The following is a 15674-nucleotide window of genomic DNA, read 5'->3' as shown; positions in this document are numbered from 1 at the left end:
CCGTCAGCGTGCCCTGCGAGATGGCGATGCCGCCGATCATCGGACCGAACCAGTCCGCTCCGCCATAGGGCAGCACCGGCGCGACCAGCGTGCGCGTGCCGGCCTTGCTCGCCTGCAAGGCGGCAAGCTCTGCGATCTTCTCGGCCAGCAGGTAGTCGCCCATCGGCGCATGCGGGCCCTGGTCCTCATGGCTGCCCATCGGCAGCAGGATCACGGGGTTGGATTTCAGCAGCTCGCGCGCCTCTCCGCCCGTGATGGTGCCCATATGGACGAGAGGGTCGGTCTTGGTAGCCATGGCGTGGTCCTTCCTTCGAAATAGCTTGCCTTGAGATCGGCTTGGTTTGTCAGCGTTCGCTGGTGCGGGGGTCGAGGACGTCGCGCATCGCGTCGCAGAGCAGATTCATGGCGAGGATGGTGAGCGTCAGCACGGCGCAGGGCCAGAGCAGCAGCAGCGGCGCCTGCTCCATGGTCGAGCGCGCGCCGCGGATCATCAGCCCCCAGGACGGCGCCGGCGGCACGACGCCGAGCCCCAGGAATGACAGGCCGCTCTCGATCACCACGGCGGCGGCGACCGCGAGCGAGAACTGCACGAGCAGCGGCCCGGCGATATTGGGCAACACGGTGCGGAACAGCAGATGCGACTGCGTGGCTCCGAGCGCCCGCGTCGCCTCGACATAGTCGCGCCCCTTCACCGCCAGCACCTCGGCATAGGTCACTCGCGCGAAGCCGGGCACATAGAGCACCGAGAGGACGAGGATCAGTGTCGCGGCGCCGGGGCCGAGCAGCGTCACCACCAGCAACGCCAGCAGCACGGGCGGGAAGCACATGATGATCTCGACGCTGCGCACCGTGAGGAAGGCGCCCCAGCTGCGCGCCCAGCCGCCGATCAGCCCGAGCGTGATGCCGACAAGCCCGGCGAACAGCGCCGAGATGAAGGCGACCGAAAGGCTGGTGCGCGCGCCCCAGACCAGTCGCGAGAGCACGTCGCGGCCGAATTCGTCGCGCCCGAGCCAGGAGCCCGGCATCGGCCCGGCGAGGCGCCGCGCCACGTCCTGCCGGATCGGATCGGGCAGCGGCAGCAACGGCGCCGCGATCGCGATCAGCAGGATTGCCGCGACCACGCCGCCGGGCAGGAGGAGTTTCTGGACGCCGCGCCGCTTCATCCGTGCTGCACCCTTGGATCGATCGCCGCATGCAGCAGTTCGACGAGGAGATTGATGAGCAGGAACAGCACCGAGATGGTCAGGATGATGCCGACGACCATCGGATAGTCGCGCCCCTCGACCGCGCGCAGCAGCGGCGTCGACAGGCCCGGCCAGTTGAAGACGTATTCGACCAGGACCGTGCCGCCGAGCAGTGTGCCCATCTGGAGACCCAGCACGGTGACGACCGGGTTCAGCGCATTGCGCAGCACATGGACGACGAGGGTCCGACGCGGGGACAGCCCCTTGGCGCGGGCGGTGCGGACATAGTCATGGGCAAGCGCATCAAGTGTTGCGGCTCGCGTCATCCGGAACAGCACGGCAGCCAGCCCCTTTGCGATCGCGACCGCGGGCAGCGCGAGAAGCTTGAGATGCTGCCCCGGATCCTGCGCGAAGGGCACGAAGCCGCCCGCCGGCATGAGGCGCAACGTCTGTGCCAGCAGCAGCACCAGCAGCGTGCCGACGACGAAAACCGGAACGGCGAGCAGGAGCGCGGTGATCCAGGAGGCGACGCGGTCGAAGACGCCGCCACGATGGACCGCGGCATAGACGCCAGCAGGCACGCCGACCACCACCGCGATCAACGTCCCCGCCAGGATCAATTCCAGCGTGCGCGGCAACCTGAGCGCGATCTCCTGGATCACGGGATAATCGTCGACCAGCGAGGTGCCGAGATCGCCGCGCGCCAGCCCGGCCAGGAAATGGCCGTACTGGACCATCAGCGGCTGATCGAGTCCGAGCTTCTCGCGCAATTCCTGCACCGTTGCCGGATCGGGCATGGCGCCGGAGGTCGAAAGCAGCAGCTCGGCCGGGTCTCCGGGCACCATATGCAGCGCCAGGAACACGATCGTCGCAACGACCCAGGCCATCGCCAGGGTCAGAATCAGCCGCCGCCCGAGCCAGCTCGCGCTCATCCGAAATAGGTCTCCTCGAGCATGTTGCCGGAGGAGGTCGAGAGCGCGCCGGGCAGGTTCGCGAAGCCCTGGATGCCCTTGTCCATGCCATAGCCCTGCTCGCGCCAGGCGAGGCCGACCATCGGCACCTCCTCGAGGGCGGCGCGCTGCATCTCCTTGTAGATCTCGACGCGCTTGGCCTGGTCGAACTCGGCCCGGCCCTTGGCCAGCGCGGCGACGGTGCGCGGCGCGTCGACCTTGAAGGAACGCCCATGCGTCGGCGAGAGCGAGGTGTCGAGCACCACGGTCAGCCCGTCCGGATCGTTGTTGTCCGAGGAGACGCCGTGGATCGCCATGTCGTACTGGCCGCGCGTGCCGCGGCTCACCCGCGTCGACCAGTCGGGAAGCTGCAGTTCCGCTTGGATGCCGATCGCCGCGAGATATTGCTGGACGATCTCGGCGGTGTCCTTGTGCATGCCGAACTGGGCGGTGGCGAGAATGGTCGTCTGGAAGCCGTTGGCATGGCCAGCCTCCGCCAGCAGCGCCTTGGCCCGGGCCGGATCGTAGTTCCAGCCATGCGCCAATTCCTTGTCGTACCAGGGCGTGCCCTCGACGACCGGAACGCCTTCGAGCGGCTTCCCGCGCCCGAAGAAGGCGACCTTGACGATATCCTCGCGCTTCACGGCATGGGCGACAGCCCGGCGCACGCGCGGATCGTTGAACGGCGGCTTCGTGCCGTTGAAGAGCACGTCCATGAACGGCCCTTCCTGCGTGTCGAGCTTGAGCCGCGGATCAGCCTGCACCGTCGCCATCGACTGCCACGGCACATATTCGATCATGTCGACATCGCCCGAGATCAGCGCCGCATTGCGCAGGTTCTCGTCGGCATAGACGACGAATTTGATGCCCTTCGCCTTGGGAATGCCCGGCTTGTAGAACTTGTCGAAGGCGGCGAGCTCCAGCGAGGTACCGCGCTCCTGCCCGACGAGGCGGAACGGACCGGCACCGATCGGCTCGTTGGGATTGGATTTCCGCCAGATGATGAAGGTGTTGTAGTTGGCGAACCAGCTCGGCAGCGTGACCAGCGGTTCCTTGGTCACGAGGCGGACCGTCTGCGGATCGGGGATCTCGACGCGCTCGATCAGCTGGAACTGCGTGCGCATATAGGCGGTCGATTTCTCGCCGGCGATCTGCTCGATCGACCATTTCACATCGTCCGCGGTGACCGGCTCGCCATTGTGGAAGACGCAGCCCTTGCGCAGCTTGAAGACCCAGGCGCCCTCGGCATCGCGCGCCCAGGATTCGGCGAGTTCGCCGCGCAACTGGCCCTTGCCGTCATAGGAGACGAGGCTGCGGTTGATCAGCATCTTGACCGTGCCGGCCGAGGCACCCGTCGAGACCCAGGGCTGCAGGTTCGGCGGGAAGGCCGAGAGGCCGTAGCGGATGATGCCGGCGGCGCGTTGCGCGCTTGCGGGACGGATCAGGAAGGGCGAGGCCAGCAGCGGACCGGCAAGACCGGCACCAAGGACGGAACGGCGAGAGATGGTCATCGGCTGATCCTCTGCTGCTGGGTCCGGCTGCCTGGGGGCTTCAAGCCCTGTCGCATCCCGATGGCGGGAAGGGCGGAACCGGGCGGACGCGAGCAATAACCGCGCCAGCGATCCGACAAGGCCAGCCCCGTCCGGCCGATCGGCCCGGACTCCGGCTTCCTGTCGCGATGGTGGCGTATACGGTCATGCGGTTCCCCGGCGCGGCTTCACTGTAAGACGAACAGATGAGCAACGCTCTTGATGCGTCATGTATACGTGGCGGATTTTTTGTTGTCTACTCTCCAAGGCCCTATGGAAGATCGAAAGGGGCGCGATGTCGATGGCCATGATCGAACAGGACGAGATGGCTGCCTTGCGCGGGAAGCCGACCCGGGAGCGGGTCTATCTCTACGTGCGCGAGCAGATCCTGCGCGGCCGCTTCCTTGGCGGCTGCTTCATCGAGGAGGAGGAGATCTCCTCCGCGCTCGGGGTCTCGCGAACGCCGGTCCGCGAGGCGTTCCACCGCCTCGAAGCCGAGCGCTTCATCGACCTGTTGCCGCGCCGCGGCGCGCTCGTCCGGCAAGTCACGGCGAAGGAGCTGCTCGACCTCTACGAGGCCCGCCGCATGATCGAGGGCCACGCGATCCGCCGGATCTGTCGCGAGGAGCTGCCGGTGCCTGCCGACATGCATGCGATTCTCGAAACACTGGAGCGCCTGCCGCAAGGCGACTATTTCAACCGGGTCGAGCTCAACCGCGAGTTCCATTTCGTCATGATCGCCGTACTCGGCAATGTCGTACTGTCGGAACTCTACCAGTCGCTAGGCGCCCGCCAGCAGCGCGTCGCGATGACAGCGATCAGCACCGATCCGAGCCGCGTCGCGCGGATCAGCAAGGAGCATCACGCGCTGGTCGCCGCCCTCTCCGAATGGGACGAGGAGAAGGCGCTGGCGATCCTCGAGCAGCACCTGCGGCCGATCGTCGGGGTGACCTCGCGTCTGCCGGAGCAGGCGGGCGAAATCTAACGCCTCAGGCCGTCGGCCCTGACAGCGCCGCGGCGTTCCCCAGACGCCGCAGCTGCCGGTCGAGGCGGGGCATGCGATTGCCCCCGCCGCGAAGCGCACGGCTTCCCGCACCAGCGCGTGCAGCCTGCCGGCGTCCTCTGGGGCCGGAGATGCTCGAAGCCCTGTGCAGCCATGCCCACGCCCCGGCGTCACGATTCCCGCCGGCCTTGCCGCAATCCGCGCAGCGTAAGCCTCAGCCAGCGAGCGTCGGCCAGGGCCGCGACGGCGCGCGCATCGCCTCATAGGCACGGGCAAGGCGCAGGACGCCCAGATCGTCGAAGGCCTGGCCGATGATCTGGAGGCCGATCGGCAGGCCGCCGCCGGAATAGCCGCAATTGATCGACACGGCCGGCTGGCCGCCCATATTGGCGGCAACCGTGAAGGCGATGTGCTCGAACGGCCTTTGCGGGTCGTTGAAGGGCGAAGCCCATTCCGCCGGATAGGAAGGCTCCGGCGCCGTCGGCGAGATGATGAAATCGACGTCCTTGAGCGCGGCATGGAGCGCGTTGCGCATCGCCTCGATCTGGGCGAAGCCCGAATAGACGTCGCCGCCCGTGAAGTCCTTGGCGGTCATGATCCAGTTGAAGATATAGGGCAGGATCTTGGCCTGCTGCTCCGGCGGCAGGCGGGAAACGTCCTCATAGCCCCGCGCCCGCCAGAAGCGGTCGAGCCCGTCGATCATGGCGCGCGTCAGGAACGGCTTGATCGGCACGATCGTGGCACCGGCATCTGCGAGCGCAGCGGCCGCGCCCTGCACCGCCGCGAGTGTCTCGTCGCCGACGGCTTGGCCGAAGCCAGCCTCCAGCCACAGGCCGATCTTCAGGCCCTTCACCGAGCCGGCGAGGTTGAGCCAGTCGATCTCCTGATAAGGCAGGGCCATCGTGTCGCGGCGGTCTGGCCTGGTCAGCACCGACATGTAGAGGGCGGTATCGGCAACCGTGCGCGTCATCGGACCGGCGGCGCGCCCGATGAAGGGCGGGTCGATCGGCAGGCGCCCGGCCGAAGGCTTCAGGCCGACGAGGCCGCACCAGCCGGCCGGCAGGCGGATCGAGCCACCGATATCGGTGCCGATATGGAGCGGGCCGTAGCCGGCAGCCGCCGCAGCACCCGCCCCGGCGCTGGACCCGCCCGGGTTGGTCGAGAGGTCCCAGGGGTTGCGCGCGAGCTTGTGGAAGCTCGACAGGCCGGACGAGAGCATGCCGTAATCGGGCATGGTGGTCTTGGCCAGGATCACGCCGCCGGCCTCGCGCGTGCGTGCCGCTGGAGGCGCATCGGCGGCTGCCGGCACCAATGTCATCGCGGCCGTACCGAGCGGAACCGGCGTCCCCTTCGTCGCAATGTTCTCCTTGATCGTGACGGGCACGCCGTCGATCGCGCCGAGCGGTTCTCCCCTGGCCCAGCGCACCTCGGACTGCCGCGCGCTCTCGCGCGCAGCCTCCGGGTCATAGGCCCAGAGCGCATTGAGCTGCGGTTCCCAGGCGTCGATGCGCTGGATGACGGCATCGACGACCTCGACAGGCGAAAGCCTGCGGGCCCGATAGGCTTCGACGAGCGCGACGGCGCTCAGATCGGCAAGGTCGGTCATGGAGCAGCCCTCGTCATATCCAGATTCCCGCAGCCCGAAGGACCGCGGAAACGCCCTCACCCGTGGAAGATCGAAATGGTCTTCAGGCTCGCGAAGCCATAGAGGGCCTCGAAACCCTTCTCGCGGCCATGGCCCGATTTCTTGACACCGCCGAAGGGCAGCTCCACGCCGCCGCCGGCACCGTAATTGTTGATGAAGACCTGGCCCGCATGCGCGGCCCGCGCCATGCGCAACTGCCGGCCGCCATCGCTCGTCCAGATGCCGCAGACCAGCCCGTAGGGCGTACCGTTGGCGAGCGCGAGCGCCTCCTCCTCGGTATCGAAGGGCATGATCACCTGCACCGGGCCGAAGATTTCCTCTTGCGCCAGCTTGTGATCGGGCGGGACGTCGCGCAGCAGGGTCGGCGCGACATAGGCCCCCTCGGCCGGCGCGTCCGGGACGATCATGCCCTGCGCCGCGATTTTCAGGCCGTCCTTGCGGGCAACGCCGAGGAAGTCCTCGACGATCGCCTTCTGGCGCTGCGAGACGACGGGGCCGACGGCGAGATCCGACTCGGCCGGCCCGACCTTGAGAGCCCGGTACTTTTCGCTCATGCGCGCAATCACGTCCTCATAGACGGAGCGCTCGACGAGGATACGCGAGGAGGCCGAACAGGTCTGGCCGGCATTCTGGATGCCGGCATTGACGAGGAAGGGCACGGCGCGGTCGAGATCGGCATCGGCGAAGACGACCTGGGCCGATTTGCCGCCGAGCTCCAGTGTGACCGGCACGGCGTTGCGGGCGGCGGCCGCCTGCACCATCTCGCCGGTCCGGGCCGAGCCGGTGAAGGAGATGTGGTTGATGTCGATATGCGCGGAGAGCGCCGCGCCGGCTTCCGCGCCGAAGCCCGTGACGATGTTCAGCGCACCGGCCGGCAGCCCGGCCTCCAGCGCGATCCGCGCAAACTCCAGAATGGTCAGGCAAGCTTCCTCGGCCGGCTTGACGACGGCGGCATTGCCCATGGCCAGCGCCGCGCCGAGGCTGCGGCCGAGGATCTGCATGGGATAGTTCCACGGGATGATATGCCCGGTGACGCCATGCGGCTCGTAGATCGTCAGGACGGTGAAGCCGTTCTGGTAGGGAATGGTGTCGCCATGCACCTTGTCGGCGGAGGCGCCATAGAATTCCAGATAGCGTGCCAGCGCCACGACATCGGCGCGCGCCTGCGTCAGTGGCTTGCCGACATCGCGCGCCTCGATCTCGGTGAGAAGGTCGATATTCCCGAGCACGCCGGTCGCGATCCGGCTCAGGATGCGCCCGCGCTCCGTCGCGGTCAGGCGGCCCCATTCGCCGGAGAGCGCCTGACGGGCAGCGGCGACCGCCAGATCGACATCCTCACGCCGACCACGCGCGAGCTTCGCCAGAACCTGCCCGGTCGAGGGATTGCGAACCTCGATATGCTCGCCATCCACGGCATCACGCCATTCGTTGGCGATGAAATTGCGATAGGTCTTCACGTCAATCCTCGATCGGGTTTTGTTTTTCGGTGAGCTGCGCCTTGAGGCGGACAGCCGTCGCATGGATATGGGCTCGGGCGAGGCGCTCGGCGTCGTCGGGCTGGCGCTTCCGGATGGCGTCGAGGATGTCGCCGTGCTCGGCGACCGCAGCTGCGGCCCGCTCACAGGACAGCGCGAAGGCCGGCGCGAAAACCTGGGAGGTCAGGTGCAGCAGCGGCACGAGCGGCGACAGCGAGGCATTCCCGGCGGCATCGATGACCGCGAGATGGAAATCGATATTCGACTGGGAATAGCCGCTCGCATTCCAGTCCGCGATCAGCTTCCTCTGGCGCTCGACAAGATTCGCCAATTGCCTGATCTGGGCCGGTGTCGCGCGCTCGGCCGCATGGCGCGCCGCGACGCCGTCCATCGCTTCGCGCACGGCATAGGCATCGAGCAGCTTCGGCAGATCGGCCGTCGCGACCCTGACGCCGCTGCCCGGCTTGTTCACGACGAGCCCGTCACGCTCCAGCACGCGGAAGGCCTCGCGCAGCGGCGTCCGGCTGATGCCGAACTCGGCCGCGATGCGCTCCTGCCGCAGCGTTGCGCCGGGCGCGTAAACCCCGGCATAGATGCGTTCGCGCAGGGCCTGCGCCACTTCGTCGAGCAGGCGCGACTGGCTGCGCCATGCGAGCACCTGGCCCATCGACGTCTCCACAATCGCCGAAAATGGTATCCAGGATACAGAGACTGTCAATCCGAGCGCGTGGCTGGGCGCCCCTCGCGCAGGGCATGCCCTTCTGCCGGAATGGGGAATTCAACCCCGGAGAAGCCGAGGCCTCCGGGCGCGCTATCGCAGCAGGAAGCCGTGCCGCAGCGGGTCGTCGCGGTCGATGAACCATGTCGCCTGGCCGCAGAGATGCGCGTTGCCCGAGACCTCCGGGATGACGACGTCGATCTCCCCGAGCTTCGTCTCCTGCAGGACCCGGCCCGTCATGATCGAGCCGACAATCGACTCGTTGACGAGAAGCTCGCCGGGCTTCAACAGCCCCTTGGCATGGAGGAGAGCCGTGCGCCCGGCCGTGCCGGAGCCGGTCGGCGAGCGGTCGAGCTGCCGGTCCGCGAAGATGCAGCAATTGGCCTGCGTCGCCTTGGGATCGAGCGGATCGCCGTCGATGATCGTGCCGTAGATATGGTTCAGCTCCGGGATCTCCGGATGCACGACCGGGAAAGCCGCGTTGGCGGCGATCTTCACCTCGGCGCCGAAGCGGATCAGCGCCTCGGCATTCTCCCGCCGGATCGCGAGGCCGAAGGGCCGGCCATCCGTATAGAAATAGAAGGCACCGCCGAAGGCGATGTCGCCGGTGACCCGGCCGAAGCTCGGCGTCTCCACGGAGACATCGCGATGGACGAGATAGGAAGGCACGTTGACGAAGCGCACGCTGGCGGCGCGCCTGCCGTCCCAGGTCACGAAGGCTTCGATGAAGCCGCAGGGGGCATCGATCCCGACGCGCGTCTCCGGCTCGGCGCGCTTGACCCAGCCAAGTTCGACGGCCGCCGTCGCCAGCGCGATGACGCCATGGCCGCAATGGTCGCTGTAGCCCTCGTTATGGACGAAGATCACACCGAAATCGGCATGGGCTGAGACCGGCTCGGTCAGGTAGCCCGCATACATGTCGGCATGGCCGCGCGGCTCGAAGATCAGCGCCTGCCGGATCTCGTCGATATTCTTCTTCACCCAGTCGCGCCGCTGGACGATCGTGCTGCCGGGCAGTCGCGGCAAACCGCTGGTCACGATCCGGAACGGCTCGCCGCCGGTATGGGCCTCGACGGTCTGAATCACACGATCGGCCTGCATCGTTCCCCCCTGATATCGCGATGGTCTCGGCACAGCCTTGAGCAGGTTCAGGCGCCATCTGCAAGATGGCGCCTGAACAAGCCCTTCCGCCTCGACCGATCCCCATCAGGCCGGCATCGCCGCGGGCAGTATTGGCATTGATCAGGATTCGGCCTGCCGAAGGCACCCTGCCAGATCCGGTTCCGCCGGCTGGTCGACGACGGCGGCATCGAAGGCTTCCGAGCGGCGCCGAAGCTCGATCATATCGCCTTCGCCAAGGTGAAGCTGTCCCGCACCACGGAAAAACGCTGACTACATTCAACGAGGATGGGATCACGCATGACAGCTCATGAAGAGCGGCACGATATCAGCGTTCGATGGAAAGCCTTGGTGGAGCTGAGGGGACGAGAACCGAACTAAAAATAATTGCGCATTATCAATCGGATAAACGTCGGTCATTGTGTGATACGGAGCACAAATATGTACCAAAAAATTTATGGAGCAGGAGCGCGCTACCGGCGCATCCGACACGCAATCTCCAGTGGGCAGAGCGTCTGAGAGATCAAGACTTTGCGGCCAGCTGAGCCCGCCAATTGGTCGAGAAGTTCAAGGTCCGCACCAGCTCGAAGCTGTTTAACCAGCCAACTCCGAAGCCGTTGCAGACATCGGGAATGTGACGGTTCGCCCGTTGCCGAGTTGGCTTCGAGACCTCCGTGGTAACAACGCGACGAGCCGAAACATCCTTGAGGGCGTAGCTGATCAAGAACGGGTCCTGACCGAGACGACCGATCTCAGTGTCGTCGAGATCGGGAGCATAGCCTTCTGCAATCACCCGTTGAAGGAGCCCAACGTCGACATCTTCAGCCAGCCGAAGTGCTTCGAGGTGTTCCCGATCAGACACCCATTCCGCCAGGGCGTCATCGCCGGCCTTGATCTCCTCGATCATTTCGGTCGGCATCTTAACTGTGCCCTGTGACGCCATATGCAGCAGCCAGTCCCAGAACTCCGGCACCCTGCCCAACGGATAATACTGGCTGTCGGCTGTGATAAGGACGTTGGCGTCGACGAGGTAGAGCAACCGTCAGCTCCTCGCGCTCACGGCCGCGGGTCGCCCGGCTTCATCGACAAGAGCATAGACGTTGGTGGGCCGCACTCCCAGAATTCGCCCTGCCTTCGAGGGGGCGAGCGCCCCATCTTCTAGCATGCGACGCGCGAGCGACAGCAGGCGGCGGCCGATCCGATGGCGCCGCACCACGTAGTAGTCCGGGCCCTTGCTTGCTTCCCGGTCCTTCTTCGATCCGGCTCGGCTGGCGAGCCACTTCTGGCGATAGAACCGGGAAACCTGACCCCACATATCGCGCGTGATGATGTTGCTGCGAAACAGCTTATAGGCGACCAGCGAATGGCTGACCTTGTAAGCCTCGGCAATTTCACCGATGCGGCGGACAACCCCATCGAAGAGTGCATGCTTAAGCGCCTGCTCCTGGGCGATTTCCTCGAAGGGTAGGAGGAAGTTCCCCGCCACGTCGTTGCAGAACTGTTCGAGCGCCGTCGTCGGAGCAGCTCCGCTGACACCTGTCTGACCGAGCCAGATGTGCGCAAGCTCGTGCAACAGTGTGAACGACCAAGCCGTATCGGCATCCTGATCGTTGATGACGATGAACGGGGCGACGGGGTCGGCCAAGGCGAAGCCTCGAAAGGCTTCCAGGTCCAGGCTAGTATGATGGCTGCCGAGATTGCCCATTAGCAGCACGAAAATGCCGGCTCTCTCGGCCTGTTCACGTAGATAGGGAAATCCTTTCTTAGCGTGTCTGTTCTGGGAGAGCCCGTGCCGGAACTGAGATCGGTCCAGCCCCAACACCTGCATGATGGATGCGAGCACGGCCGTAGCCCCGTCTCTCATTGCCATGGACCCGACGAAGGGCAGCGGATGGGCTTCATCCTCGGCTTCGAGCAGGGCGCGCACCATCCCCTGCCGGGCGCGAACGTCACGGACAAGGGTGTCGACGAGCGCATCGTCCCGACGCGAGTGCTCGGGCGGCAGCGACCTGAAATCCTGGCCGCGCTCGCCCATGCGAGGAGGGGCCGGCAGATAGAACGTCAGCAAGGGACGGCGATATTGCTTGGCCATTTTCAGCAAAAGTGGGCGGCTGGGTTGCCTTTCACCCGCCTCCAGCGCAGCCAACCGCTCCGCTCCCGGTACACCGCGCGCGTCGTCGATGCCGAGCTTGGAGGCGGCTTCCTGCAGGCTCAGGCCCGCCGTTTCACGCGCCCAGAGCAGGATTTCAGGGTTGAGGTCTGGCATCACAAACTCACGAGCAAGCCGATGCTCTCCATCTGGTAATGATGCAGCATAAGCATGGTTCGTAAACGAGGGCAGTATGCTGCTGGGCCGGCATCGCACTGTGGGGTTTGCCGCGCTCTGCCCACCGAGTTACGCGAGTGAACGCACAGCCGATAGAAGTCGTCGGAACTCGCCATCATCCCCACTGCTCTTCCATCGATTGATGAAGCGGCAGACGATCTGGAGATTGCCGAACGCATAGTGGCCATTGCTATCGATGCGATCCAGGGAGCAGAGCATTTCCGCATCCTCCTCCTCACCGTGGAACTGGAGCCGAAGGCCGGTAATTGCACAGAGCCCCTCCTGTGCATCAAGGAGCGCGGCGAGGTATGGCTCCAGCTCAACCTCGGGAATAAGCAGGTCCTTGTTCTTTACGGTTCGGAGCACTTGCTGGCCATTTGCACCCGCTACGGTGCCTTTTGCCATCATCGCCATGTATGCAATCGATTTTTGGCGGGCGTTGAAGACGAGGCCTGGATTTTTCCGCCGCCGACTGGCTTTCGCTTGCCATTCTCGGAGGCCATGCCATGGCAAGAGATCGTCGCCACCAATAAGCGCTAAGGCATATTCAGCGTTCGCTGGGCTCAGCTGCTGCAGGGTGCCTTCAGTGAACAGGAATTCTTGCGCTCGTGGATGGAGGCTATTCCAGTCTAGCCGGTTGCCCTTCCGGTTCCGATTGGACCAAGGATCGCAGGGCTTATGGCAGATGATCACATCGGGCTTATCGCCGAGAGGCCGAGGCTCCTGAAACCGCTCAAATGACGGGCCATCCGGCAGCGAGGTTGTCCACCAAAGCGCATCCTTTTCTCGGTGTATCCAGACGTCGCCTGCGCTCTCAGCAACCGTCGTCATGAGATTGAACCAGCGGGATGCGACAGGCCGCGTCGGGGCGATACCGGCAGCGCTCTTGCTGTGGAGCATGCGGTTCCGGATACCGTTACGCAGCAGAGTTCGACATCAAGAACTGCTTCCAGAGCATCCAGAACATGGATGCGATCAGGGCGGAGTGGAACCTGCCGAACTGAGCGATCCAGCAGATCGTGACCCTCAGGGGAAAGGAGGACAAGGGACTGATCATAGACAGGAAGGGAAGGGCTCTCACGAGTTCGTCTTCTTCTATGGGGACTTTGACGACGCGGGGCCTTCCGCAGGGATCGTCCGTTTCGCCGCTCTTCGCCTACAGCCTCAACCGGCCGGTGCTGGAGGCGTTGGAGCGCGAGCATGAGCACGAGGCCGTGGTGTTCAATCACTGCGATAACTTCCTCGTCCTGGGCACGACACGGGAAGCCGTGGAACGGACGCATCGAACCCTGACTACGTTGCTCGCTGAGCATCCGGTTGGTCCGCTTGCGCTTCACACCAAGACCGTCCCGACCCCTTTGGGTCGGGGCATTACCTTCCTCGGCTATCGGATCGCGAGAAGGGCAGGACACCCCGTCATCGCGATTGCGGCCGAGCGCAAGGCGCGGTTCATCCGCGAAGTTCGCGCGACGCTACGGTTGGCGAAGGCCGCCTCGACCGCACTCATGCGGCGCCATTATCTGGAGGACCTGGACCACAAGGTCACAGGGTGGTTGTCGGCCTACTCTGCGGCCCCCAACGATCTCCACGCCGTCGTGCGAACGGTTGGGACAATGCTGATGCCGTGGCGCGACAGCCGCGCTGTTACCAATACGCTGTATCAGCTCGTGCAGAAGGACCCTCCGGCCGAGCAAGTGAGCCAGAACACCACCGCCACAGTGGCGACAGGCCGACCGCGAAGGATCGCCCCCACGCGCCCGGCAGATCGACTGCTGGCTATCCCGGCGGGCTTCTCTGTCCGTCAGGCCGAAATGAATTTCCGGCGCTTGTGGGAGGCACGAGCCAGGAGCAGCGCTTAGGGCCGGAGGCCGTCGAGGCTAAGGCCTTCATAGCGGACTTTGGCGATCTCCTGCGCCAGTGTGCTCGGCCGAGTGCCGGACCCGTAGTCGTCCTCTGTGCTGCCGCTCGACCAGCCGCCCAACTCCCGCACCCGGTCTTGCGGGATTTCGGCCTCGCGCAGTCCGTCCCGGAAGGTGTGCCGGAAGGAGTGGAAGTTCTTGCGGGCGTCCTTGATCCCGACCTTGTCCAGGAAGTTGGCGAACCACTTGCTGAAATTGTCGGAGATGTAGCCCGTGCTCGCTGTGGTCAGCTCCGGGAAGAGGCGTGCCCTCGCCGGCTGCGTCTTCCTGATAGCGGCAACATGATCGAGGAAGCCGAGCCGCTTCAACTCGGGGTGGATCGGAACGAAGCGGTGGCCGGCAGTGGTCTTCACCCGCTTCACGCCTTCCTCGTCGGATCGGACTAGGATGATGTCGGTGCCGTCCTCGACGGCGATGTCGTCTTCGGTGAGCTGGCAGATTTCGTTGAGGCGCATCCCTGAATAGAGCGACGCCAGCGGAACCCAGAAGCGGCCTCTGCGTGGCCGATTGGGTCCGGGCCGATTATACCCGGCCTCGTCGTCGAGACAGCCGCTGTAGAGCGGCGCTGCGAATATGGCGGTGAGATCGGCGACGGTGAACGGAAGCCGCTTGTCCTTGCGCTTCACGCCGTCGCTAGCGAGGCGCAGGTCTTTGGCCGGGTTCTTCTCGATTATGTGCTCGGCGACGGCGAAGTCGAGCAACGAGACGAAGGCGCTCATATAGCTGTTGGCGGTCGTGACCGACATCGGCCTCAGCTCCTTCGCCTTGGCGATCTCCAGGACCTCGGCGAGCTTCTTCTTAGGGAACCGCTTCGTCGCGTTCGAGGGCAGCACCTTCACGGTGTCGAGGAGCTTGCGCGCCTGCTCCCGGTCGATAGCGGAGACCAGCGCCTTCCCGCCGATCACGTCTTTGAATAGCCGGGCTTGGGCATCCTGCTTGAGCTTCGTCTTGGGTGAAGGGGCGGCCCGTGTTGGATCGGAGTTGTAGCGCTTGATCAGGTCAGCGAGCGTCACCGTAGAGATTGCAACCGGTTTCAATTCCGTCGCAGCAGACAGACCGTGGAAGTTCGGATTGAGCGTCACGGCCGCTCCTCCCGTCACTCGGTTGAGCAGCCGCCTCTCGCGTTCGATCATCGCGGCGTGGATGGCCCGCGAGAGCTTCGTTCGCCACGCAGGTTCGACCGATCCGTTGCCCGGCAAGACACCGGCCTTCGCCAACAGCTTATCGACCTCTTCATGGACAGTGCGGGAGACCTCCTCGAACCGTTCGATATGCGGCAGGTCCTCACTAAGGTTCTGGATGACCTCTTCGTCGCCGATCTCGACCGGACGGCTGGCGCCGGCCCTCTCTTGCTCGACGAACCACCGGGCCGCCAGCGCCCAAACCTGTTCTTCCGTCAGGGTGACGTAAGCCGCCGTGGCGCCCCCGGCTGCGGCGCGCTGTCGCTCCAAGGCCACGCGGGCATCGTCGAACTCGGCTTCGACCCTGATGCGCTCGATGCGAACCCGGCGCTTGGCCTCGGCTCCATCGGAGGTCTTCAAAGACCGCCTGATCTCCACTTTGCCGATGATCGGCCTCAGCGCGTCCGGCACCCGGACCCGGAGCCACCAGATATTTCCACGCAGGAGGAGATGCTCAGAGCGGCGCGCCATAAGGGTTCGCTATGCGTTGTGGACCAGAAATGTGGACCACACAGCACGGCAAGACGCTGCAATCAAACAGTTTTTCGGGAGATCAACGACTTACGTCGGGCCTGGTGGAGCTGAGGGGATTCGAACCCCTGACCTCTGCAGTGCGATTGCAGCG

14 protein-coding genes are annotated in these 15674 nt (G+C 65.1%); 2 read left to right on the top strand and 12 right to left on the bottom strand.

The window, feature by feature from the left end; translation table 11 throughout:
- The 4 genes from Q0Q02_RS20235 to Q0Q02_RS20220 form a co-directional block, all read right to left on the bottom strand.
- Positions 1-295 (bottom strand): creatininase family protein (locus tag Q0Q02_RS20235; protein ID WP_293812166.1); only part of this gene is annotated, 295 nt, incomplete at its 3' end.
- A gap of 49 nt (positions 296-344) precedes the next feature.
- On the bottom strand, positions 345-1163 hold the full coding sequence (locus tag Q0Q02_RS20230; protein WP_293812165.1) for an ABC transporter permease: 819 nt from the start codon (positions 1161-1163) through the stop codon (positions 345-347).
- The gene (locus tag Q0Q02_RS20225; RefSeq protein ID WP_293812163.1) at positions 1160-2116 is read right to left on the bottom strand and encodes an ABC transporter permease; all 957 of its coding nucleotides are present in this window, start codon (positions 2114-2116) and stop codon (positions 1160-1162) included. The genes Q0Q02_RS20230 and Q0Q02_RS20225 overlap by 4 nt, the downstream gene beginning before the upstream one ends.
- Positions 2113-3645, bottom strand: coding sequence for an ABC transporter substrate-binding protein (locus Q0Q02_RS20220; protein ID WP_293812161.1), 1533 nt, complete (start codon positions 3643-3645; stop codon positions 2113-2115). Before Q0Q02_RS20220 ends, Q0Q02_RS20225 begins: the two co-directional genes overlap by 4 nt.
- Positions 3646-3964: 319 nt before the next feature.
- Here Q0Q02_RS20220 and Q0Q02_RS20215 point away from each other — a divergent pair, with 319 nt between their 5' ends.
- Positions 3965-4648: a GntR family transcriptional regulator gene (locus Q0Q02_RS20215; RefSeq protein ID WP_293812159.1), complete on the top strand. Its 684-nt coding sequence runs from the start codon at positions 3965-3967 to the stop codon at positions 4646-4648.
- Between the two features lie 232 nt (positions 4649-4880).
- Here the strand turns inward: Q0Q02_RS20215 and Q0Q02_RS20210 are convergent, their stop codons facing one another.
- From Q0Q02_RS20210 to Q0Q02_RS20180, 7 genes are all read right to left on the bottom strand, one after another.
- On the bottom strand, positions 4881-6272 hold the full coding sequence (locus Q0Q02_RS20210; RefSeq protein ID WP_293812157.1) for an amidase: 1392 nt from the start codon (positions 6270-6272) through the stop codon (positions 4881-4883).
- 56 nt (positions 6273-6328) lie between these two features.
- The gene (locus Q0Q02_RS20205; RefSeq protein WP_293812155.1) at positions 6329-7768 is read right to left on the bottom strand and encodes an aldehyde dehydrogenase family protein; all 1440 of its coding nucleotides are present in this window, start codon (positions 7766-7768) and stop codon (positions 6329-6331) included.
- Position 7769: 1 nt separating this feature from the next.
- Positions 7770-8453, bottom strand: a complete 684-nt coding sequence (locus Q0Q02_RS20200) for a GntR family transcriptional regulator (protein WP_293812153.1) — start codon at positions 8451-8453, stop codon at positions 7770-7772.
- Positions 8454-8597: 144 nt separating this feature from the next.
- On the bottom strand, positions 8598-9605 hold the full coding sequence (gene lhpH, locus Q0Q02_RS20195) for a trans-3-hydroxy-L-proline dehydratase (RefSeq protein ID WP_293812151.1): 1008 nt from the start codon (positions 9603-9605) through the stop codon (positions 8598-8600).
- A gap of 541 nt (positions 9606-10146) precedes the next feature.
- The gene (locus tag Q0Q02_RS20190; RefSeq protein WP_293812149.1) at positions 10147-10662 is read right to left on the bottom strand and encodes a DUF4411 family protein; all 516 of its coding nucleotides are present in this window, start codon (positions 10660-10662) and stop codon (positions 10147-10149) included.
- 3 nt (positions 10663-10665) lie between these two features.
- Positions 10666-11889 carry an ImmA/IrrE family metallo-endopeptidase gene (locus Q0Q02_RS20185; RefSeq protein ID WP_293812147.1) on the bottom strand — a complete coding sequence of 408 codons (1224 nt, stop codon included), beginning with the start codon at positions 11887-11889 and terminating at the stop codon, positions 10666-10668.
- Positions 11890-12018: 129 nt separating this feature from the next.
- Complete coding sequence (locus Q0Q02_RS20180) at positions 12019-12780, bottom strand: hypothetical protein (RefSeq protein WP_293812145.1); 762 nt, start codon at positions 12778-12780, stop codon at positions 12019-12021.
- A gap of 275 nt (positions 12781-13055) precedes the next feature.
- On the opposite strand from Q0Q02_RS20180, the gene Q0Q02_RS20175 reads away from it, so the two are divergent.
- Positions 13056-13808, top strand: a complete 753-nt coding sequence (locus Q0Q02_RS20175) for a hypothetical protein (protein WP_293812144.1) — start codon at positions 13056-13058, stop codon at positions 13806-13808.
- Here Q0Q02_RS20175 and Q0Q02_RS20170 read toward each other — a convergent pair.
- Entirely contained in the window at positions 13805-15520 is a 1716-nt protein-coding gene (locus tag Q0Q02_RS20170; RefSeq protein ID WP_293812143.1) for a site-specific integrase, read from the bottom strand. The genes Q0Q02_RS20175 and Q0Q02_RS20170 overlap by 4 nt on opposite strands.
- Between the last annotated feature and the right edge of the window lie 154 nt (positions 15521-15674).

The organism is uncultured Allobosea sp., from assembly GCF_945956895.1.
GTDB lineage: Bacteria > Pseudomonadota > Alphaproteobacteria > Rhizobiales > Beijerinckiaceae > Allobosea.
Note: the sequence above shows the minus strand (reverse complement) of the source record. Positions and strands in the feature narration are given on the sequence as shown.